Raw genomic sequence first — 21823 nt, 5'->3', positions numbered from 1 at the left:
GACATTCTGTCATTTCTCCTTAAAATTTTTTAAATACAGTCTATTATAGCATAAACCACGGTTAATTTTCAAGTAATGAATGCGCTTTTCAATGATGCTAAAGGTACTTGCTTGCTTCCCTGATACTGAGTTCAGCCATTCTTTCCCTGTTTTTTTCGATGAAGCTTGCTACCCATTCCGGATTGGTTTTGGAGTAGTCTCTTAGGGCCCAACCGATGGCTTTGTTGATAAAAAATTCGGTCTGGTCCAGATTATTGAGCAGGATCTTTTCCATTAGTTGAACATCCGTCTTCTCTTTTCTTAACAACTGGTGGTCAATAGCGACTCGCCTCAGCCAGATATTGTCTGATAGGCTCCATTTGAGGATGATTTCTCCCAGTTCTGGCTTGTCATATACCAAACTTCCTACTACTCGGTCTAGGATATCTACTGTGTCCCACCAGGATTTGGTTACGACTAGACGCTCAAGCTTAGGCAAATCGTTCTCCGTCAAATAAGACTGCATAGCTTTCAAATAGTTGGCAGCCACATATTGATATTCTCTAGCATCCTTTTCCCAGCAAGTGTCTACAAAATCCCAATAGATGAGCTTTGTTTTTTTCGCACTTGGAAAGTATTTTTTGTAGAGGGCATTTCTTTCAGGAGCTGCAATACCTAAAAAGGAAAATTGGTATCGCATATAGGCTTCCATTGGGCCTGCTTTCTCAGGATCTTTCGCCGCTTCTAGCTCCTCAAGTAAATCTGCAAGACTCATCTAAAAGTCCTCCCGCCCTACCAAGTGGTGTTGAAAGGCATAGACCGCAGCCTGGGTGCGATCGCTGACCTCAAGCTTGGCTAGAATGTTGGATACATGGGTCTTGACCGTCTTGAGGGAGATAAAGAGTTCATCTGCAATGCGCTGATTTTCGTAGCCCTTGGCAATCAGTTGAAGCACATCTCGTTCACGCGCAGTCAGATCCTCATGAAGTTCCATATGATTGCGGTGGTATTCGACCTTCTTGCTGACCTCTTGTTCAATAGCAAGCTCTCCAGCAGCAACCTTACGAACAGCGTGCAGCAATTCGTCTGCACTAGAAGTCTTGAGCATATAACCTTTGGCACCCGCATTCAAGACAGGCATGATTTTTTCATTGTCTAGGTAAGAGGTCACAATCAAAATCTTGGCTTCAGGCCATTCTTTGAGAATAGCCAGGGTTGCATCAATCCCATTCATCTCAGGCATGACAATATCCATGACAATGACATCTGGACGCAGTTCCAAGGCCAACTCAATACCTTGAGCCCCATTGGCAGCCTCGCCCACAACTTCCACATCGTCTTGGAGATTAAAATAGCTTTTCAAGCCCAATCGGACCATTTCATGGTCATCTACCAGTAAAATTTTCATCTCTACTCCTTTATGATTCCTTGTCTAGCAGGGGAATACGGATATCGACCGCCAGTCCTTGCTTAGGTGCTGTCAAGAGTTGAACCGTTCCTGCCATATCTTCAACCCGCTCCTTGATGTTTCGCAGTCCATAACTCAAGTCATCTAAACTCCCTAACTGGAAGCCAATCCCATTGTCCACCACCTTTAGTTGCAATTCAACATCTGTCTGATAGAGGTAGACATCTAAGCAAGATGCCTGGGCATGGCGGAGGGTATTGCTGATCAACTCCTGCAAAATACGAAAGATATGCTCTTCAATCTTCTTGGGCAATTTAGACACATTCTGCTTGAGACTAACCTTGAGATCACTCTTGTCCTCTAGCTCTTTTAAGAGGATTTGAATCCCCTCAACCAAACTCTTCTCTTCCAACTCAACAGGTCGCAAATGTAGGAGCAAGACCCGCAAATCTTTCTGGGCTGTTTCAAGGATAGCTGCAACACTTTGCAACTGGGTCTGCATCTTTTCTCTATCCAGCTTCAAAGCCTGCTGGCTGACACCTGATAAAATCATATGAGCCGCAAACAACTCCTGACTAACTGTATCGTGCAAGTCACGTGCAATCCGCTTTCGTTCCTTCTCGATGATTGCTTCTTCCTTGACCAGGCTTTGATTTTCAGCCTTTTGAACAGCCTCTGTCAAGAGGTTGAGCTTGCCAGACAAGGACTTAAAACTAGCATCCAAGTCTGGATCTGCAAAGGCAACCACCTCTTTTCCTGCTAGCAGTCGCTTGAGATTGACTTGCATTTTTCTGCGAGAGACTTCTTCTATCACGCGCCAAAAGAGGACAAAAAAGAATGTCATGGAAAGGCTAAAGACCAAGATCAAGAAGATGAGTTTCTCTGTTTTCTCGATATCCCGTAGCAAATAGGACCAGTCTAGTTCAAAAATATCAAGTAAACTATTAGTCAAAAAGAGGATAAAGAGGAAAGAAGTCAGGCCGATTAACAGATAAGATTGCTTTTTCATCCTCTGACCACCTCCACATCGCCAACCATAGTAGTTAGGAAAATCTTGACGCTCTTGTTACTCTTGAGGTAGTCTCTGGTTTCCTGATGATAATGTTCATTACGAAGGGCTCGCTTAGGCTGATGAAGGAAGGTAAGATCTCCATAGAGGCAGTTGACACTGAGACTGATTTCCACATCTACAGGTACGATAATCCTAGTCGTTCCGATCATCTTTCTAAGGATAATGACATTGTCATGATTGGTTAGGATAACTCTTTCCAAATGAATGGTGTCCTTGCCCATGAGGCGAAAGAGGTTGATATCATCAAATTGGCAGGTCTGGTGGCTAGAAAAATGATGGAGATTGCCAAACCAAGGATTGCGTTCATTTTTCACCGTTACCACCTCTTCAAAGACCAAGTCGGTCTCCTCTCTTTCTTGATTCATCATCGGATAGAGAAGAAAGAGACTGTATATGACCGCTACAAAGATGGCTAAAATCACAAAGGGATTGAGCATGACGATGAAAAAGAAAAGAATGGTTGCTACAAGGAGGAAAACGTTGTTGCCCTCTTTACCTGTATAATAACGAAGCAAAAGCAAAAAGAGGAATAGAATCAGCAGAAAACGCGAAAAATGCTCTGATACCATCAAAATCAGAGCTCCCGTCAAGAGACAGGCTTCGATAAATAAAAAGATTTGAAATTTTTTCATAGACGCATCCTCTCCCTTCTATTTTATCACAATTCAAAAAAGTCACCTCGGTCTGAGGATGGAAAAAGGCGATGGGACAGAAATCGCTCGTAGAAGCTAGGTTTCATCAACTCACCACAGTTGACAAAAGGCTACAAAAAAGGGCGGGATTCTTGTCCCGACCTCACTACATCTGATCTTTTGCTTCTTTTAGTTTACCATAAAGAATATAGTCTACGTTTTGCAGATCCGCTATGGTGGCACAGTTAAGGGCACACATGATCAAGCGTAAATCTTCTTTCCAGCCTTGGACAATGCTAATCACCTCTTCGACGGAGTAGGTTTCAATCAACTCAAGAACGGTACGTGACAGTCCTATAGCCTTGGCACCAAAGACCAGGCACTTAATCATATCAAGAGGATTTCGAACCCCTCCGCTGACCAAGAGTTCGACCTTTTCTTTCCAGTCTTGGGCATTGAGGAGGGCTTGCATGGTGGACTGGCCCCATTGATTGAGGTAATCACGCTGACCACTGCGACGGTTTTCGATATAAGCAAAGCTGGTACCACCACGACCCGACAGGTCAACCGTTCGAACACCCAATTCATAGGCTCGTTCGATGGTCTTCACATCCATCCCAAAACCTACTTCCTTGAGAATAATAGGAACGGGGATTTGCTTGCTATAGTCTGCCAGATGCGATTGCCAGCTTCGAAACTTTCTTTCTCCCTCTGGCATGAGCAATTCCTGCATAACATTGACGTGCACTTGTAAAAGAAGAGGATTCATCTCTTGCACAGTCTGAAGTCCCAACTCAACAGGCTTGTCCAAGCCAATATTGGTTCCAAGAAGGAGATTTGGATGGCTAGACTTGACAGAAAATGAATCATCTGTAGGATCCTTGAGGGCTGCGCTATAAGAACCCGTCACGAACAAAATCCCACAGGCTTCCGCCACCTGAGCTAGTTTTTGATTGATTTCTCGTCCTTTATCACTTCCACCTGTCATGGCATTGATATAAAAAGGAAAATCCCACTTTCGACCAGCAAATTCTGTGGAAAGATCGATTTCATCCAGGTCGTAAAGAGGCAAGGAAGAATGAATCAACTCCACCTCATCAAAGCTGTTATAGGAACTTTTCTGCTCAAGGGCATAGCGGATGTGCTCATCCTTACGATTTGTCGTCATGTCCTATCCTTTCTTGGTATAAGAGCTCAATCTCCAGATCGGCCCAACGATTTTTTAAGGTTTCAGTTGATTGCTCATCAAAACTCAAGGCAATCCCACAGTCACCACCACCAGCGCCACTACTCTTGGCAACAGCCTGCAAATCTTGACTGGCTTCTTTCAACTGTCTCAGCGAAGGTGTGTATATATCTAGGCTCAAGCCTTCTAAAAGCTGACTGGCTGTTTCCACCTGCTCGATAATTTTTTCTGCATTCCCCTGCTCCAAGGCTTCTACCAAAGCAGCAACCGTTGCTTTTGAGGAACTTAAAAAATTCTGGTCTATGTTTCGCTTGATTTGCTGGACCATTTGACTCGATACGGCTACTTCCTTGGTCCATCCAACTAGGAAATCACATTCTAGACCTGGTTTTACTTGTGAGATAGAAAAGCCCCAAGCACGCTCCAAAACTGTTGCCAAGCTTTCTTCTTCCAACCAAGTAGCTATCTTCTTTCGATCAAAAGACTGGTAGAGAACCAAATCCTCTGCCACAATACAGGCAAGGTCTCCCATAGAGCCATTGTCGCCTCGCTTGAGTAAGACCGCGCTAGCCAGCTTGAATAAGAGATCCTGATCAATTGAAAGATTATACAGAGCCAGCAGGGCCTTGATCACCAAGACAACGACGCTACCACTAGAACCCAGACCAAACTTTTTGCCTTCCCGTTCCATTTTGCCACGGATTTCCAAAGAAAAAGGTCTCAAGGTTTGCCCACGATAAACGAGGAAATCTCCCACTAAAGCAATCGTTTCTTGAATCAAACTGTAGTCAGGATTTGGCGTCAAGTCCACTGCAAAATCAAACAGATCTGAGTAGATACGGTAGCTGTCAGAAAAAGCAATCTCAGCCTTCATATAGATGGGGATGGCCTTTATCAAGGCCATCTGCCCTGGCTCTAGAATAGCATATTCACCTGCCCAATAAAGTTTTCCGCAAGTTTTAACAGCAATCATCTTGGCTCAAATCCTTTGTTTTTGACACAATCAAGCGGTAACGTTGACCAAAGACTTCTGACAAATGCTCCAAGTCTTTCTCCTGACAGAGAACCTTGACATTGGGGCCAGCATCCATGGTAAAGTAACAGGCTTCCCCTTGCTCACGAAGTTGACGGACAAAGTCCATGGCCTCATAAGTCGCATCCGTCAGATATGAAAAGGCTGGACTAGCAGTTTTGGTCGTAGCGTGCATGGCTAGGGCATTTTTCTCAGTCAATTCCCCAACTTTGGTAAAGTCATTTTCCTTGAGATAAAGCAGCATATCTTGATAATCTTTCTCAGACTGACGCACCCAGTCATCAAAGGTCGTCGAGGTTTCCACACAGAGTTTCATCCCATCACGGCTAGAGATTGGTTTTTTCTTGTCCTCTAGCACCAACATGATCATGGCTAGTTTCAAGTCTGTCTCTACAGGGTAAATTTCCCCACTATCCTTGTCCCAGGCCCCTAGTGGTCCATAAAAACTCCGAGAAGAAGAGCCTGAGGCAAACTTAGCCTCCTGCGCCAACTGGCTCCGATTCAAACCAAGCTGAAAATAAGCATTGCAAGCCTTGACCAAGGCGGACAAACCGCTAGAACTGGAGGATAAACCCGCTGCAGTCGGCATGTTGTTTTGGGTATCGATACGGACAAAACCCTCACCTGCTGGACGATAGCGGTCGATGATTTTGCTCATCTTGGCATGCTCCGCCTCATTTTGGAGCTGACCATTGATATAAAAGGCATCCGCCGTCGCATGGGCTTGTAGAGGCGACAAGGTCGTCTCTGTATACATATTTTCCAAAGTCAGAGAGATACTGCTAGTAGCAGGAACCATCTCTTTTTCTTTTTTCTTTCCCCAGTATTTGATAATGGCAATATTTGCGTAGGAACGTACTGTTACAGGCTTTCGATCCATGTCTGAACAGCTCCTTTCTCTTCTAATCGTTTTGCTAGTTCTTCTGCTTGATCCAGATTGGCTGCCAAGGCGATAATACAGCCTCCTAGCCCACCACCGCTCATCTTGGCACCCAGAGCTCCGTAGCTAAGAGCCGTTTCAACGAGGGAATCTGCCTCAGGGCTGCTGACACCAATTTCTTTTAAATGTAAATGCGCTTGACTGAGGATTTGTCCCAGTTTTTCAGCATCTTTTGTTTTTATCGCATCTTCTGCCTGCTGGGTCAATTCTCCCAAGGCATGCAAAAACGGTAGGGCATCCTTCCCCTTGCTTTGAACTACTTGGATAGCTTCACGAGTGTGACCATACACGCCCGTATCTGCAATGACCAAATAAGCGGATAGATCCATCTTAAGCTCTGTAAATCCAAGGTTCTTGATAAAGCGAATAGGCTTGTCGCTGAGACAGGTCTTAGCATCCAAACCACTCGGATTCATATGGGCAATCATCTCAGCCCGATTGACCAGGATTTCCAATACATCATGAGGCAGGTCGGCTTGGTAGTAGTCAAATACCGCACGAATAGCTGCTATGCTGATAGCAGCTGACGAACCCATTCCCCGTTTTTCAGGGATAGCCGAGTCAATCACACATCGAATGCAGGCTTCTTTGATATCCAAATACTCCAGCGAAGCATAAACTGCCATGGACAAGGTATCCTCCTCATAAAGACGCCACGGGCTTTCAGCAGGGACCACCTTACAAGTCACTTCCACCTCTATGAGAGGCAGAGAAATAGCAGGATAGCCGTAGACTACCGCATGCTCCCCTATTAAAATAATCTTACTATGTGCCTGACCGACACCAACTTTTTTTGTCATGTTTTCCTTTAACCAGACGGAAAGACCGTCTCATTTCATACAGTAGTATTTTCTCCTATCTATTTTATTATATTTTCACAAAAAAAGCGATTGTTTCCTTCACAATCGCCTCTTTCATTATTGAACCCATTCGCCATTATAGTCGACAGAATAGCCTTCTACAGTCGTATTCACTGCTAAGGCACCTGAACTATAAGCGTAGTACCATTTGCCATTAACCTGGAACCAGCCTGTCTTCATATCGCCATTACTTGCGTTTAGATAATACCAAGTCGAGCCTTCCTGATACCAGCCAGTCGCCATAGATCCTGATGAACGGAGGTAGTACCACTTGTTCCCAAGGTATTGCCAGCCCGTTTTCATATCACCATTTTCAGCATCTAAATAGTACCAAGTTGAGCCTTCCTGATACCAACCAGTTGCCATGGCTCCTGATGAACGGAGATAGTACCATTTATTACCAAGATGTTGCCAACCTGTTTGCATGATGCCAGTTGTTGGATCTAAGTAGTACCACGGAGCAGGTTTGCTTCTATCAATACCAAAAGTAACATGGAAATCTTGAGTCCAACCCTTAGCAACTTCACCAATTGGTAGTGGATTGTAAGAATCATCGCCAGAAATTCCTAGCTTATTTAAATAATACCAATTACCGTCTTCATAAGTCCAACCTGTCTTTACAGCATAATTATTATCAAAATAATAAGTTCTCTTTTCAGGAGATGGAGGATATTGTTCACCATATACTTTTCCTGTATTTTCAGACGTTTTTGCCTCTAGTACTTGTTTATCTGTTTGTTCTAGCAAAGCACCATCTGAGCTAAAATAATACCATTTTTGTTGGAGTCCGATTTCATTAACTGGTTGGTTATCTAATAAATTATCACGATAACCTGTTCCAGGAATTTCTAAGTATTGCCATCCAACTACCATTTCTCCTTTATCACCAAAATAGTAAGTTTTACCGTCTATTTTATGCCAATAGATTGCTTTATGATCATCTTTTACATAATATTTTCTATTATCCTTATCAACAAATTGGCCACCTGTTATGTCCGCAAATACAGTATTAGTAGCTAGCAAACCAAAGAAAAATGTTGCTAGTGCGACTTGCATCATTTTTTTCAAAAGCTTCATTTGTATCTCCTCCAACATTAAATCCACTCACCAGATGAAGCAAAGTTATAAACTTTACCATCGATAGTTTGGCTACCTGTAACCATTGCTCCAGAGGAATTGAGATAATACCAGTTTCCATTTACTTTTGTCCAACCTGTCTTCATATCTCCATTACTTGCATTTAGGTAGTACCAAGTTGAACCATCTTTCACCCAACCAGTTGTCATAGCTCCTGATGAACGGAGGTAGTACCACTTATTGCCAAGTTGCTTCCAACCAGTTTGCATGATACCAGTTGTTGGATCTAGATAGTACCAAGCTGAACCATCGTTTATCCAACCTGCACGTCTTTCACCACCAATATAGTTTTCTCCATTAATTTCCGTTTTAGCTAGATAATACCAATTAGACTGGTCATAAAGCCAACCTGTCTTTAAAGAATGATTTTGATTAAAGTAATAGTTCGTGTAAAAACTCTTCTCTTCTTTATCTTCCGGATTTGTACGTTTTTCCCCATACTTTCTTCCAACACTGTCTTTAGTTTTAATCTCTAATGCTTTCCAACCAACAAACTCTTGTAGCACTCCATTTTTATCGAAGTAGTACCACTCTGGCATTGGGGAACCTTCTAATCTTATGCCATTAGGGTAAGGACCAATTGTATATCCTTTAACTGGCATTGGAATGTATTGCCAACCAACAACCATTTCACCATTATAATCAAAATAATAGGTCTTGCCATCAATCACTCGCCAGTCCGTTTCTTTGATGTCACCCTTCTTGTAGTAGGTTCTACCATTTTCTTGGACAAATTGCCAGCCTTCTGAATCAGCATCATCCGCAAAGACGGTGCTTGTCGCTAGCAAAGCAAAGAAAAAGACGGCTAGTCCAACTTGCATCATTATTTTAAATCTTTTCATTAGATCTTTCCTCCATAACTGATTGTAGCAAAGACTTTATTGTATGTCAATATATAGAAATTTCTCAAAAAAAGCAGTTACACAACTGCAACTGCTTTTCTATTCTTGCATGGTGTACCCAACACCACGCACGGTTTTAATGTAGCTTTTTTGACCTTTTACATCAAGCTTGCTACGTAGATAACGGATATAAACATCCACGATATTGGTTTCTGTCGCACTTTCGTACTTCCAGACACTTTCCAACAACTGCTCACGAGTCAAGACCTTCTTGCTTCCCATGAGAGTAGCCAAAAGGTCATACTCACGGCGCGTTAGAGCAATCATCTCCTCGCCACGATAAACGGTATGATGTTCTACATCCATACGCAAATTGCGGTAAGACGTTGGGACCTTCATCTGACTACAGTGTTGGTCGATAAAGTCCCGACCTCGGAAAATCGCTGAAATACGAGCCACCAGCTGATCAATAATCACTGGCTTATAGATGTAAGAAACGGCGAAGCGCTGGATTGTCTCAATCTGGTCTTGCAATTCTTCGCGATGGTCCAAGACCATAATCACTGAGGCAGGTTTTGTCCGACTCAGCCTCTCTGCAAAATCCTGGGCCGTCATATCCCCCAGACGAGCATTCAGTAAAATCAAGTCATAATCTGTCTGGAGAGCCATGGAGAGGGCTTTTAGCCCCTCCTCGACCAGATCAACACGGTATTGCTCTTTTTGGAGTTCCAGACTGAGAAAATGAGCGAGATTTCGTTCTTTCTCAAGTAATAAAATCCGTTTCCCCATGGCAGACCTACTTATTTTTCGTCATACCAAGAGTAGTGGAATGTTCCTTCTTTGTCTTTACGTTGGTAAGTGTGGGCACCAAAGTAGTCACGTTGCGCTTGGATCAAGTTAGCTGGAAGGTCTGCTGAACGGTAGCTATCAAAGTAAGTAATAGCTGCTGAGAAAGTTGGCACTGGTACACCAGCTTGAACAGCAAGAGCTACGATATCGCGCACTGCTTGTTGGTACTTGGCAGTAACATCCAAGAAGTACTCATCCAAGAGAAGGTTAGCAAGATCAGCATCGCGGTTGTAGGCATCTGTGATCTTTTGCAAGAAACGAGAACGGATGATACAGCCATCACGCCAGATAGAGGCGATGTCCGCAAATGGCAAGTTCCAGTTGTTTTCTTTAGAAGCTACACGCAATTGAGCAAAACCTTGTGCGTATGAAATGATTTTTGAGAAGTAAAGGGCTTGACGGATCTTTTCGATCAACTCAGCTTTGTCACCTTCAAATTTGAAATCAGCTGGTTTTGGAAGGACCTTGCTAGCATGTACACGCTCTTCTTTGTATGTGGAGATGTAGCGGGCAAATACTGACTCAGTAATCAGTGACAATGGCACACCAAGGTCAAGAGCTGATTGGCTAGTCCATTTACCAGTTCCTTTGTTTCCTGCAGCATCCAGGATGTAGTCTACGATTGGTCCATCTTGACCTTCATCGTCTTTACGGCTCAAGATATCAGCTGTGATTTCGATCAAGTAGCTGTCCAACTCTCCCTTGTTCCACTCAGTAAAGATTGCAGCCATATCTTCTGCAGAAAGGCCAAGCAAGTGTTGCATCAAGTCATAGCTTTCTGCGATCAATTGCATATCACCATACTCGATACCGTTGTGGACCATCTTCACATAGTGACCAGCTCCATCAGGACCGATGTAAGTCACACATGGTTTTCCATCTTCTGGTGCTTTTGCAGAGATTTCTTCAAGAACATCAGCTACCAATTCGTAGGCTTCTTTTTGTCCACCAGGCATGATAGAAGGACCTTCAAGGGCACCCTTTTCACCACCAGAAACACCTGTACCGATAAAGTTGATCCCTGAGTTTGCTAGTTCTTCATTACGACGGATAGTATCTTTGTAGAAAGTGTTTCCTCCATCGATCAAGATATCACCCTTGTCAAGGTGGGGAAGAAGAGCTTGGATAGTTGCGTCTGTACCAGGTCCTGCTTGAACCATCAGCATGATACGACGAGGTTTTTCGATTGAGTTTACAAAGCTTTCCACGTCATAGCTTGGCACAAAGTTCTTTTCAGGATGGCAAGCAATTACGTCTTCTGTTTTTTCTTTACTACGGTTGTAAATGGCAACTGTATAACCACGAGATTCGATATTTAGGGCAAGGTTACGACCCATTACGGCCATACCAACGACACCAAAGTTAGCTTTTGTCATGTGACACTCCTCTTGTTTAATATGTTTTATTTTATCATTTTTACCTATGAAAGGAAAGAATTTTGTAACGGAGTCCTAGTAGTCCAAGTCATCTGCATGACCAGAACCATTCCCTACAAAGTAACCTGTCTTACAGTTGAGGGTGAAGAGATAGGTTCCATCTGGTTTATAGAGGTTGTAATAACCATTTCCGTTTACGATATTGACACGTTCTAGGATATATTGATTCCCAGTGATATAGCCACGAGCACGTGATGTTGCTAGGACTTGTTCCAATACACCATCCGCAAAGGTCCAAGCAGGGTTGTTGCTATCATCTACAGCTGATTGGTTGTACGGTACACGACTAGCACTTCTTTGAAGATTAACCCCATCGCCAGACAAACCACCATTTGTGTCTCTAGCTGGTGCCGTAGTGCTGGTTGAAGGTGTCGTACCGCTTGCATTGCTTTCTGTAGCTGAACTTGAGCTTGCTTGACTCGTGCTAGAGCTTGAACTTGAGCTGGAAGCACTGGTTTGTTGGCTCTTGCCAAGACTAATGGCCTTATCCAAGAGTTTGTCTAGTTCTGTGTTGCCTGTCTTAATTTCTGTAAATTTAGCGTCCGCTTTGGCTTTCGCATTGGTATCCAAGACACCGTCCGTAATAGCTGGGCTTTCAAAGAGGGCATTAACATCTTGAATGGCCTTGATTTGAGTTGCTAGGCTATCATATCTTGACTTAGCTAGTGTATAATCACGGCTACCTTCTAACTTATCTAGCAAGGTTTTCAGTTGGCTCAATTTATCAAACTGGCTGTTTTTCAGAGCAGTCTTATTAGCATCTGTATAGAAAGTATCATAGAGATCATTGAAGTCTTTCAAAGCTGTTTGTGTCCCTTGATCATCCGAAGAGGCTGATTGAGAAGACTGGATTTCTTGGTTTGAACGAGATACTTGACGGTAGACATAATATGTTCCAGCAAGCACAAGGATTGCAGCTACTACCGAAGCAATGATGATGACACCTTTCTTCTTAGAGCCTGTTTCAGGTTCTGTTTGAGCCGAACGTGATAGAGGTGTATAGGTCTCCTCTTCTTGTTCCTCATTTATTTGCTTGGGCTCTGTTTCTGTTAAAACGAGAGGCTCTATTTCAGCATTTTCTTCATCTTGAAGTGGTGGAACAAACTGAGTAGTCTCTTCATTTTCTATCTCTTCAATAGATTCCTCAGCAACCAGGTCTGAATCGTCTACCTGATCAGAAGATTCACTTGATTCACGAACTTCTTGGATCATTTCCTCTAGGTTTTGAGTAGAAGTCAGTTCTTCTTTTTTAAACTGACGAGTTTCAAACTTGTCAGCTTCAATCTCTTCACGGTGTTGTTTGATGTATTTGTCTAAGATACTGTCCTCAGGCAATACTCCAGCCTCCACCTCTTCATTCTTACGAATGACTTGACCAACAGTCAAGTCTTTTGCTTCGTCAAAGTCGAATTGTGGTTCTTGATGTCCTTTTTTATGACGATCACGTCTTTTCTTACTCATGAGTTCACCTTTCTATTTTACCTCTTGGCGTTTGACACGCTGACCAAAGTATTGATACAAATCCACTTTTAAGGTCCCATTATAGAGTTTTCGTTTTTTATCAGCTGGACTTCCGTACTTACTTTCAAAAGCTTCGTCACTTGTCAGGATAAACTTACTCCACGTTTTCAGTGGTGCAAAGACCTGTCCCATCTCAGCATAGAGCTTGGTAACTCCTGCATCATCAGACAAACGTTCCCCATATGGTGGATTGGAAATGATAACGCCATTAATCTTGTCTGTGCGTAAGTCCTGCACCCGCATTTGCTTAAAGGTGATATCACCTGCGACACCTGCTGCTTGAGCATTTGCCTTGGCAATTTCCACCATGCGAGCATCGATATCACAGCCCATAATGTCCAGCTCAAGTTCACGATCCATTTTCTTAGCCGCCTCTGTGCGAACCTCCTGGATTAGCCGATCGCTGACCCAGTTCCATTCTTCAAAAGCAAAGGAACGGCGAAGTCCTGGAGCCATCTTTCTAGCAATCATAGCCGCCTCGATACAGAAAGTTCCTGAACCACAGGTCGGATCAATCAAGGGCTTGTCTGGATACCAATTAGATAGTTGTAAAATGGCCGCCGCCATATTTTCCTTGATTGGCGCTCCACCCTTTTCCGTACGATAACCACGTTTAAAGAGACTGGATCCTGTCGTGTCAATCATGACAGTTGCCACATCTTTCAGGATAGATACCTCGATCTTAAACTCGGGACCAGTCTCCATCAAGGGAACTCCTTCTGGGCGGGCATAGTGTTTTTGTAATTTCTTCACAACAGCCTTCTTGGAAATAGCCTGAACACTAGGCTCGTTGTGGAGTTTAGACTTCACACATTTTGCCTTTGATATCGGGAAACGTGCTCCTAGCGGGAGATAGTTTTCCCAATCTAGAGCAAAAACACCTTGAAAAAGCTCTTCAAAAGTCTTAGCAGGAAAACTTCCGACTACAATCTTGATGCGATCCGCTGCACGAAGCCAAAGATTGGTCTCGATGATTGCCTTCACATCTCCTTGAAAGCGGACACGCCCATTTTCAACCTGGCAATCATAACCAAGGTCTCGCACCTCACGTCCAACGACAGCCTCAAGACCCGCCGCAGCAGTTGCGATTATATTAAATTGTTCTTTCATTTCTAGTCTTGCAAGACCTTTCTCTTGTTCACTTTAAAAAATGAGGTTGAGAAAGATTTCTCAGCCCCAACCTATATGCAATTTTCTATAAGCCATGTTTTGTTCCAGAAGTGACTAGGACCACTTCCTTCGATAATCATCTGTCTACCGCTAACAGCATAAATCTGCTAGCAGTCAGAGTACTACGTTCGTTTCCGTGCACTCCATGCCCCGACCAAAATTTGGGTTGCTAGCTTGAGGGGTTTACCGCGTTCCACTCTCTCTGTTTCCAGAAAGACTCCGTCACTGTGGCACTTTCAAGCCTATTCTGACCTATCCGAAGACTTAGCCATTTCGACTGCCGTAACGATTTCTCGTCCCTAGGCTTATGGATTCGCCTAGCACAAACACTACAGGCATCACAGCCTGTGCTAGCATGGACTTTCCTCATGAAAAGAGAAACTCTTCACGCGATTATCCAAAAATTGCACTCATTCCTTAGTCAATTATAAATCTTGGTTGTCTAAGATTTGCTTACCAAATACTTCTTTTTCGAGACGATTTAAGCGTTTCAAAATATCAAAGTTTGTCATTGAAGTAGAAGCTGTTACTTCAATAGAATCTGGTTGAGTTGGCGCTACCTGTGGTTTATGAGATAATTCTTCCTTCAAATCAGCAATCTCTTGACGAAGGGATTTGACCAAAGCTGCGTAGGTTTCATAATCCTTAATCACATCGTCTAGGAATTCATCTACCTCTGCTTTGCTGTATCCACGTACTTCACGTCCAAATTCTTGTTCAAAAATATCTTTCGCTGAAAATATAATACTTGCCATGTCTCTCTCCATTCTGGGTTGCTAGTATTATTATATAAAAAAAGACAAGTAAAAATCAAGGTCAAAGGCTTACTTTTCAGAAAAATTTTCTACTATTTCATTCAAGTCCTCAAATGTTAATCTTCTTGTAACATAGTCCGCTTGATTTTTCATCATTTGGTAAAAATATCGTAACTTGGTTTCGTTTTCTTCGTCGTAAAAAAGGTAACAAGTATCTGTATTTTCCAGCAGAAATTTCTGATAATCGCGTAATTGTCCCTTGTGCTCATATTGTGGATAGGCGTATTTGACAAAATCAACTAGCTTGAACTCACTCAATTTCGCTTGATTTGCTTCATTCCAATTACTGCCATGGGTTTCAAAATCAAAAATGGTCGCCAGCTGAAATCCATAGTCTGCTTTCATGTCTTTCGCTACCTGAAGCGCCCAGTACTCAAAGCCCAAAGTCCCTGTAAAGACAAGCCAGGTCACCCCATCCTCTGCTAGACGTTCCAGGTCTCTCCGAATGGCTGTTTTGATAATATCAACGCGAATATCCTTGTCATTAAAGAGACCAAGGTCGAAGGCTGAATAGCCTAAAATCAAGGCTGATGTCATTTTTAACCCTTTCTTTGTAAATTTATGATATAATAGAGTGATGTTATTGTACCAATAAGGAGAATTATGGTCAACTATCCACATAAAATTTCATCTCAAAAGAGGCAAGCACTCCTGTCACAAACTAAAAATTTCGCAAATCGGGGAATGTCTTTTGAAAAGATGATCAATGCTACGAACGACTACTATTTGTCGCATGGGTTAGCTGTTATTCATAAGAAACCGACTCCCATCCAAATCGTACGTGTCGACTATCCCCAACGAAGTCGTGCCAAGATCGTTGAAGCCTACTTTAGACAAGCCTCAACTACTGACTATTCAGGGGTTTATGATGGATACTACATCGACTTTGAAGCAAAGGAAACCAGGCAAAAACATGCGATACCGATGAAGAATTTTCATCTCCATCAGATCCAGCATATGGAACAAGTCCTTGCCCAGCAAGGAATCTGCTTTGTACTCCTTCACTTTTCTTCTCAGCAAGAAACCTACTTATTGCCGGCTATTGACCTCATCCGTTTCTATCATCAAGATAAGGGACAGAAGTCAATGCCACTTGGATATATTCGAGAAAATGGATATAGGATTGAGCCTGGTGCCTTTCCTCAAATTCCCTACCTCGACATTATCAAAGAACATTTACTAGGTGGTAAAACAAGATGAACAAACAAACTTTTCTGCGAATAGCTAAGTATGTCAGTATCAGTCTCTTAACTGTATTTATCGCAGCTGTAATGCTTGGTGGAGGTCTCTTCCTCTACTATGTTAGCAAGGCTCCCGAACTTTCTGAAAGTAAACTAGTTGCTACAACGTCAAGTAAGATCTATGATAGCAATGACGAGCTTATCGCTGATCTTGGATCGGAACGTCGAGTCAATGCCCAAGCAAACGAAATACCGACCGATTTGGTCAACGCTATTGTTTCGATTGAGGACCATCGCTTCTTTAATCACCGAGGAATCGACACGATCCGTATCCTAGGTGCTACCCTACGAAACCTTCGTGGTGGTGGAGGTCTGCAAGGAGCTTCCACCTTGACACAGCAGTTGATCAAGTTAACCTATTTCTCTACGTCAACTTCTGATCAAACTCTTTCTCGTAAGGCTCAGGAAGCTTGGTTAGCCGTTCAGTTAGAACAAAAAGCGACTAAACAAGAGATCTTGACCTACTACATCAACAAGGTTTACATGTCAAACGGTAATTACGGAATGCAGACAGCTGCCCAAAGTTACTATGGCAAGGATCTCAAAGATCTAAGTATTCCTCAACTGGCTCTCCTTGCTGGTATGCCTCAGGCTCCAAACCAGTATGATCCATACTCGCATCCAGAAGCTGCTCAAGAACGTCGTAATCTCGTCCTCTCTGAGATGAAGGGGCAAGGTTACATTTCAGCTGAGCAATATGAAAAAGCGATTAATACTCCGATTACAGATGGACTTCAAAGTCTAAAATCAGCTAATAGTTATCCTCCATACATGGACAACTATCTCAAAGAGGTAATCGATCAAGTCGAACAAGAAACAGGCTACAACCTCTTAACAACTGGTATGGACGTCTACACCAACGTTGATCCTAAAGTTCAACAACATCTCTGGGATATCTACAATACCGACGAGTATGTCAACTATCCTGACGATGAAATGCAAGTAGCTTCAACGATTGTGGATGTGACAAATGGGAAAGTTATTGCTCAGTTAGGTTCTCGTCACCAATCAAGCAATGTTTCCTTCGGAATCAACCAAGCTGTTGAAACCAACCGTGACTGGGGTTCTACCATGAAGCCGATCACAGACTATGCTCCTGCCTTGGAGTATGACATCTACGACTCAACTGCTTCGATTGTACATGATGTTCCTTACAACTATCCTGGAACAGATACCCCTGTTTACAACTGGGATAGAAGTTATTTTGGAAACATCACCATCCAATATGCGCTCCAACAATCACGGAACGTTACAGCCGTAGAAACCTTGAACAAAGTCGGTTTGGATAGAGCCAAGACCTTCCTAAATGGAATCGGTATTGACTATCCGGATATGCACTATGCCAACGCGATTTCAAGTAACACGACTGAGTCAAACAAAAAGTACGGAGCAAGTAGTGAGAAAATGGCTGCTGCTTACGCTGCTTTTGCTAACGGTGGTATCTACCATAAACCAATGTATATCAATAAAATCGTCTTTAGCGATGGTAGCTCAAAAGAATACGCTGATCCTGGTACTCGTGCCATGAAAGAGACGACCGCCTATATGATGACAGAAATGATGAAGACTGTCTTAGCATACGGAACGGGTCGTGGTGCTTATCTCCCTTGGCTACCTCAAGCTGGTAAGACTGGTACATCAAACTATACAGACGATGAAATTGAAAACTACATCAAAAATACTGGTTATGTAGCTCCAGACGAAATGTTTGTTGGTTATACTCGCAAATATTCAATGGCTGTGTGGACAGGTTACTCAAACCGCCTTACTCCTATCGTTGGTGATGGCTTCTATGTTGCAGCTAAGGTCTACCGTTCAATGATGACTTATCTGTCTGAGGATAACAACCCTGGCGACTGGACCATGCCAGAAGGCCTCTACCGAAGTGGTGAGTTCGTCTTTAAAAACGGTGCTCGTTCTGCATGGACTGCTCCTGCTCCGCAACAGGCCCCAACACCAGAAAGTTCGAGCTCGACATCAGAAAGTTCAACTTCACAGTCAAGCTCAACTACTCCAAGCACGAATAATAGTGCAAACAATAATACCAATAACCAGCAACCAAATACAACGCCTGGTCAACAAAACCAGAACCAAAATCAGAATCCTCAACCAGCACAACCATAACATTTATCACCCAGAGTTTTCTGGGTGATTTTTTCATAGCACTATTGCATTTATGTGCTTAACAAAAGCCTGAGAAGATGTCTTCTCAGGCTTTTTCTGTACTATAAACCTCATTGGGAAAGATAGGAAACGGATTTCGTAATCTTGTTAAGAGGTTTTACTAAATACTAGTCTTTCTTTGTTTTTGCTACAAAGAGAGCAGATAGGGCTAGGCTAACACCTGCTAGGAAGAGGGCTGTGTCAGATTGACTCTCACCTGTTGCTGGCAAGCTCTGTTTTGCTGTTTCTTGTCTAGCAATTTCTTGTTTATGATCTGGAGTCTTACCTTGATCAGAAACTAGAGTGCTAAGTTTAAACTCAGGTTTTTCTACTGTTGGAGCTGCTTGGCCTCCTACTGTTGCTAGCGGGCCTGTGTATTCTGGCAATTCATGCACTAGAGCCATCACTGCATTGACACCACCCTTGAACTCAGGTTTCTCTACTGTTGGAGCAGCTTGGTCACCTACTGTCGCTACGGGGCCTGTGTACTCTGGAAGTTCATGTACTAGGGCTTCAACTGCATTGACACCACCCTTGAACTCAGGTTTCTCTACTGTTGGAGCAGTTTGGTCTCCTACTGTTGCTAATGCGCCTGTGTACTCTGGAAGTTCATGTACTAGGGCTTCAACTGCATTGACACCACCTGTGAATTCAGGAACCTCAAGAACGGGTGCTGGTTCTTCACCCTTGCTTGATTGAACAGGTTCTTCTGTTAATTCTTGATAGAAGCTCGCCAATTCATAAAACTCAGCCTTGCCACCTTCCCAGACTAATTTGACGTCTAGAAGAGAGCCACCATTTCGGATAGCGAAGGTTTGGAGACTAGATGTAATGGCACCGAGGTCTAGCCAACTGTCTTGACCATCCTTGAGTGTTCTAGCAAGAACACGTGCCTTAGCTCCTTCAGGAAGACTGGAAACGAGACGAAGGTGGTTAGCTTTGGTTGGTTCAGACAAGTGATACACCAATTCGCCCTTGTCTTTTTCAGACTTGTAGCTGGTCAAGACTTTGCCGTCTACAAGATTATTATAAAGGTTGCCTTGGCTTTCTCCACTACTTCCTTCTACTGTTGGATCATTGATTGGTTTGACAAATTCACCATCGTTGATGACCAATTCTGTAAAGCCTACAAAACGGGCATCATAGTCTGCTGTATAGAGGACACGGAGATAGTTAGCTTTGACTGGTGTCGCCAATTTACCCTCGATATAGCGATTTCCTGGCATCTTAGAATCATGTGTCCAACCATCTGTCAATGAATCATCGTGTGTGCTATTGGCCACACCATCTCCTACTGTCACGACATCAGTCCAAGTTTTACCGTCTTGGCTGACTTGAATCTTACCATCACGAAGGTAGTTTTGAGTTCCGTCTTGGATGTAGGCTCTGATCTTCTTGATAGTGCGTTCGCTACCAAGTTTCAAGGTTACGTGGCCATCTTTACGGGCATAGTCTGAAAACTCAACGAAGTTGTTGTAAACACCGTCAAATAGTTGATCTAGGTTGTTCAGCTTACGAACATCATTGCTTCCGTATGTTGGATGAATACCCATTGTTGTAGATTCTAGTTTGGTTGGTTGTACTTCTTTGGTTGTCACAAGGAGAGAAGTGGCTGTCACAGCTTGTTCCTGATCTGTTTTATTGACCAAACGAACATAACGTACCAAGTGGCTCACTACAGATCTGTCAGTCAACTGGCTAGCCGGCGTCCATTCTTGCGCATTTGCAGAGTACTCTAGAGTAAGAGCAGGGTTAGCCTGACCTTGGAGCTGGATGCTCTTGATTTGATGGATACGGTCAAGCTTCATACCTAGATAGCTATGAGCAGGGAGTTTGGTTCCAGCTGGAATTTGAAGCTCGTAACTGCCCAAGCTATCCACTACTGGTGTTTCCTTCAAGGCGTCAACGTTGGTGTCTGTTAACTCGCTGTTTCCAGAGCGTGTCTCAACAGAGAAGTCCTGGATACGCCACCAGAGGTCGAGTGCCTTGGTATTGCGGACTCGGATGTAACGAGCATTGATCGCTCTAGTCACTTCCTTGGTTTGCTCACCTGACAAGCGATCGAGTTCCTGCCAAGTAGTACCGTCTGTAGAATACTCAAGCACACCTGTGGCAAGCTTATCACCCGTTCCTTGGCGAAGTCGTACTTTAGTGACTGACTTGACTTCACCGAGGTCAAGTTGTGCCCAAGCATCTACTGGTGTCGTATTGCTACCGTCAGCATTTGCCATCATGGCTTCTGTATTGTCCTTGCCATCAGTGATTTGACGGGCTGAGGTATTTAGTTTGTAAACTAAGTTTGAGCTTAGACTAACTGTCGTTGCTTGTTGGCTACGAGCTTTTTCAACTGGACGGTTGACTGCAATTTCCTGAACTGCAAACCAAGTGTTCTCGCGGTCTGCTGTCGCAATCATGCGAACTGCTTTGGCCTTGATGTTGAGATTCTCAAACTTAAGCAGGGATTCATTTCCGACATAGCTTGGCTCTTTCAAGGTTACCCAGTTGTCATTTTCATCTAGATACTGCACTTCTGCCTTACTAAAGGTATCACGTGGATTTGCCTGCGTTCCCATAGCAAAGGTCAAGGTTTGAATCGCTACTGGCTTGTTGAATTTCATACCGATATAATCACCTGTCTTGATGCTATTTGGTGATTTAATAATCGCATGAGTTGCCAAATCGCCATCCGTTACTTCTGCTAAACCACCTTCTACACCTGTTCGATTGGTGATAAAGGTACTGATGATTTGATCTGGATGCAAGACTTTTTGAACTTCAGATGCCAGAACTTCTTTCAGGGATAGGATAAATGGACGAATATGTTGAACACCCAATTCAGCTCTTTCCATATGGTCTACATAATGGAAGGTGTGAGTTTGAGACTGTTCGTACAATTTCAAACCTTTATAGTAGCTATCCCAAAGTTTGGCTGCATCGTTTGTAGCCATGGCTTCAGTTCCTGTAAGGAAGGCATCGAGAGCATTCATTTGATCGATTGCATTATCCAACCAATAGTGGATTTGGGCAACCATTTTTTTATCGCCTGATGCTTTATAGAGTTCGGCTGCTTCTTTAATCTTGGCAAATTCTGCACGCAAGGCTGCACGTTCGGCAGTCACATCCTGACCTGCTTTGAGCTTGGTCATGAAGTCTGTTAATTTTGGAGCTAAGTCTACCGATTCTTCTAGTTTGACGACACGATTATCCATGTTTTGGTTGATCATGTGCTTACCAAGTTCACGGAAGGCTGCCGATACCTTGCTATCTTCAAAATGACCATTTTCTACAAAGTTGAAGGCAATATCATTGATTTTCTTAGCTTCTTCTTCTGATTTCCACTGTTTCCATGAGTATTGAGCTCCTGAAAAGAGGGCAATCTTAGATGGTTCAGACTGTTGCATTGGGTTCAACATGATACCAGACAGCAAGCTAGGATCCACATTTGGATGAAGGAATTTCTCACCACCACCTAGAATCAAGTGTTGTTTAGAGTTATCTGTTACAGGCCAGTTAATCCAAAGTGAAACGGGGCGATAGGT

Annotated in this window: 19 protein-coding genes and 1 other RNA gene; 2 read left to right on the top strand and 18 right to left on the bottom strand. The window is 43.2% G+C overall.

Going from position 1 to position 21823, the window contains the following annotated elements:
* Window positions 1-97 precede the first annotated feature (97 nt).
* The 17 genes from GMD4S_RS04660 to GMD4S_RS04585 all read right to left on the bottom strand — a co-directional run bounded on the left by GMD4S_RS04660 (window position 98) and on the right by GMD4S_RS04585 (window position 15417).
* Window positions 98-754, bottom strand: coding sequence for a DNA alkylation repair protein (locus GMD4S_RS04660; RefSeq protein WP_000050038.1), 657 nt, complete (start codon window positions 752-754; stop codon window positions 98-100).
* Window positions 755-1387, bottom strand: a complete 633-nt coding sequence (locus GMD4S_RS04655) for a response regulator transcription factor (RefSeq protein WP_000698451.1) — start codon at window positions 1385-1387, stop codon at window positions 755-757.
* Window positions 1388-1397: 10 nt separating this feature from the next.
* Window positions 1398-2396 (bottom strand): sensor histidine kinase, encoded by a 999-nt coding sequence (locus GMD4S_RS04650; protein ID WP_000744929.1) that lies wholly within the window; start codon window positions 2394-2396, stop codon window positions 1398-1400.
* Window positions 2393-3091 (bottom strand): cell wall-active antibiotics response protein LiaF, encoded by a 699-nt coding sequence (gene liaF, locus GMD4S_RS04645; protein ID WP_000714487.1) that lies wholly within the window; start codon window positions 3089-3091, stop codon window positions 2393-2395. Before liaF ends, GMD4S_RS04650 begins: the two co-directional genes overlap by 4 nt.
* A 166-nt stretch (window positions 3092-3257) precedes the next feature.
* Window positions 3258-4259 carry a type 2 isopentenyl-diphosphate Delta-isomerase gene (gene fni, locus GMD4S_RS04640; RefSeq protein ID WP_000210647.1) on the bottom strand — a complete coding sequence of 334 codons (1002 nt, stop codon included), beginning with the start codon at window positions 4257-4259 and terminating at the stop codon, window positions 3258-3260.
* Window positions 4243-5250: a phosphomevalonate kinase gene (locus GMD4S_RS04635; protein ID WP_000562445.1), complete on the bottom strand. Its 1008-nt coding sequence runs from the start codon at window positions 5248-5250 to the stop codon at window positions 4243-4245. Before GMD4S_RS04635 ends, fni begins: the two co-directional genes overlap by 17 nt.
* Window positions 5237-6190: a diphosphomevalonate decarboxylase gene (gene mvaD / locus GMD4S_RS04630; protein WP_000375374.1), complete on the bottom strand. Its 954-nt coding sequence runs from the start codon at window positions 6188-6190 to the stop codon at window positions 5237-5239. Before mvaD ends, GMD4S_RS04635 begins: the two co-directional genes overlap by 14 nt.
* Window positions 6172-7050, bottom strand: a complete 879-nt coding sequence (gene mvk, locus GMD4S_RS04625; protein ID WP_000163294.1) for a mevalonate kinase — start codon at window positions 7048-7050, stop codon at window positions 6172-6174. The genes mvaD and mvk overlap by 19 nt, the downstream gene beginning before the upstream one ends.
* 117 nt (window positions 7051-7167) lie before the next feature.
* A complete protein-coding gene (gene cbpC / locus GMD4S_RS04620; protein WP_000771065.1) occupies window positions 7168-8187 on the bottom strand; it encodes a choline-binding protein CbpC in 1020 nt (339 codons plus the stop codon).
* Between the two features lie 17 nt (window positions 8188-8204).
* Window positions 8205-9089, bottom strand: a complete 885-nt coding sequence (locus tag GMD4S_RS04615; RefSeq protein ID WP_008275060.1) for an N-acetylmuramoyl-L-alanine amidase family protein — start codon at window positions 9087-9089, stop codon at window positions 8205-8207.
* A gap of 99 nt (window positions 9090-9188) precedes the next feature.
* A complete protein-coding gene (locus tag GMD4S_RS04610) occupies window positions 9189-9878 on the bottom strand; it encodes a response regulator transcription factor (RefSeq protein ID WP_000517998.1) in 690 nt (229 codons plus the stop codon).
* Window positions 9879-9889: 11 nt separating this feature from the next.
* A complete protein-coding gene (gndA, locus tag GMD4S_RS04605) occupies window positions 9890-11314 on the bottom strand; it encodes an NADP-dependent phosphogluconate dehydrogenase (RefSeq protein ID WP_000158763.1) in 1425 nt (474 codons plus the stop codon).
* 75 nt (window positions 11315-11389) lie between these two features.
* Window positions 11390-12835, bottom strand: a complete 1446-nt coding sequence (mapZ, locus tag GMD4S_RS04600; protein ID WP_000039246.1) for a cell division site-positioning protein MapZ — start codon at window positions 12833-12835, stop codon at window positions 11390-11392.
* 12 nt (window positions 12836-12847) lie between these two features.
* The gene (locus tag GMD4S_RS04595; RefSeq protein ID WP_000662899.1) at window positions 12848-14005 is read right to left on the bottom strand and encodes a THUMP domain-containing class I SAM-dependent RNA methyltransferase; all 1158 of its coding nucleotides are present in this window, start codon (window positions 14003-14005) and stop codon (window positions 12848-12850) included.
* Between the two features lie 83 nt (window positions 14006-14088).
* An RNA gene (gene rnpB, locus GMD4S_RS12860) (RNase P RNA component class B) lies at window positions 14089-14470 on the bottom strand.
* Window positions 14471-14490: 20 nt separating this feature from the next.
* Window positions 14491-14820, bottom strand: a complete 330-nt coding sequence (gene gpsB / locus GMD4S_RS04590) for a cell division regulator GpsB (protein ID WP_000146523.1) — start codon at window positions 14818-14820, stop codon at window positions 14491-14493.
* A gap of 69 nt (window positions 14821-14889) precedes the next feature.
* A complete protein-coding gene (locus GMD4S_RS04585) occupies window positions 14890-15417 on the bottom strand; it encodes a DUF1273 domain-containing protein (protein WP_000199580.1) in 528 nt (175 codons plus the stop codon).
* A 66-nt stretch (window positions 15418-15483) separates the two neighbouring features.
* Here GMD4S_RS04585 and recU point away from each other — a divergent pair, with 66 nt between their 5' ends.
* On the top strand, window positions 15484-16080 hold the full coding sequence (gene recU, locus GMD4S_RS04580) for a Holliday junction resolvase RecU (RefSeq protein WP_000248755.1): 597 nt from the start codon (window positions 15484-15486) through the stop codon (window positions 16078-16080).
* Complete coding sequence (pbp1a, locus tag GMD4S_RS04575; RefSeq protein WP_001041840.1) at window positions 16077-18245, top strand: penicillin-binding protein PBP1A; 2169 nt, start codon at window positions 16077-16079, stop codon at window positions 18243-18245. The genes recU and pbp1a overlap by 4 nt, the downstream gene beginning before the upstream one ends.
* A gap of 167 nt (window positions 18246-18412) precedes the next feature.
* Here the strand turns inward: pbp1a and GMD4S_RS04570 are convergent.
* A partial coding sequence (locus tag GMD4S_RS04570; protein ID WP_000320054.1) for an SIALI-17 repeat-containing surface protein occupies window positions 18413-21823 on the bottom strand: 3411 nt, incomplete at its 5' end.

It is taken from the genome of Streptococcus sp. GMD4S, from assembly GCF_000296955.1.
This window is presented reverse-complemented; position numbering and strand designations above follow the sequence as displayed.

Excerpts from the sequence above, each read along its gene's own strand:
- GMD4S_RS04660 (WP_000050038.1), bottom strand. The coding sequence starts at position 754 with ATGAGTCTTGCAGATTTACTTGAGGAGCTAGAAGCGGCGAAAGATCCT.
- GMD4S_RS04655 (WP_000698451.1), bottom strand. The coding sequence starts at position 1,387 with ATGAAAATTTTACTGGTAGATGACCATGAAATGGTCCGATTGGGCTTG.
- GMD4S_RS04650 (WP_000744929.1), bottom strand. The coding sequence starts at position 2,396 with ATGAAAAAGCAATCTTATCTGTTAATCGGCCTGACTTCTTTCCTCTTT.
- liaF (WP_000714487.1), bottom strand. The coding sequence starts at position 3,091 with ATGAAAAAATTTCAAATCTTTTTATTTATCGAAGCCTGTCTCTTGACG.
- fni (WP_000210647.1), bottom strand. The coding sequence starts at position 4,259 with ATGACGACAAATCGTAAGGATGAGCACATCCGCTATGCCCTTGAGCAG.
- GMD4S_RS04635 (WP_000562445.1), bottom strand. The coding sequence starts at position 5,250 with ATGATTGCTGTTAAAACTTGCGGAAAACTTTATTGGGCAGGTGAATAT.
- mvaD (WP_000375374.1), bottom strand. The coding sequence starts at position 6,190 with ATGGATCGAAAGCCTGTAACAGTACGTTCCTACGCAAATATTGCCATT.
- mvk (WP_000163294.1), bottom strand. The coding sequence starts at position 7,050 with ATGACAAAAAAAGTTGGTGTCGGTCAGGCACATAGTAAGATTATTTTA.
- cbpC (WP_000771065.1), bottom strand. The coding sequence starts at position 8,187 with ATGAAGCTTTTGAAAAAAATGATGCAAGTCGCACTAGCAACATTTTTC.
- GMD4S_RS04615 (WP_008275060.1), bottom strand. The coding sequence starts at position 9,089 with ATGAAAAGATTTAAAATAATGATGCAAGTTGGACTAGCCGTCTTTTTC.
- GMD4S_RS04610 (WP_000517998.1), bottom strand. The coding sequence starts at position 9,878 with ATGGGGAAACGGATTTTATTACTTGAGAAAGAACGAAATCTCGCTCAT.
- gndA (WP_000158763.1), bottom strand. The coding sequence starts at position 11,314 with ATGACAAAAGCTAACTTTGGTGTCGTTGGTATGGCCGTAATGGGTCGT.
- mapZ (WP_000039246.1), bottom strand. The coding sequence starts at position 12,835 with ATGAGTAAGAAAAGACGTGATCGTCATAAAAAAGGACATCAAGAACCA.
- GMD4S_RS04595 (WP_000662899.1), bottom strand. The coding sequence starts at position 14,005 with ATGAAAGAACAATTTAATATAATCGCAACTGCTGCGGCGGGTCTTGAG.
- gpsB (WP_000146523.1), bottom strand. The coding sequence starts at position 14,820 with ATGGCAAGTATTATATTTTCAGCGAAAGATATTTTTGAACAAGAATTT.
- GMD4S_RS04585 (WP_000199580.1), bottom strand. The coding sequence starts at position 15,417 with ATGACATCAGCCTTGATTTTAGGCTATTCAGCCTTCGACCTTGGTCTC.
- recU (WP_000248755.1), top strand. The coding sequence starts at position 15,484 with ATGGTCAACTATCCACATAAAATTTCATCTCAAAAGAGGCAAGCACTC.
- pbp1a (WP_001041840.1), top strand. The coding sequence starts at position 16,077 with ATGAACAAACAAACTTTTCTGCGAATAGCTAAGTATGTCAGTATCAGT.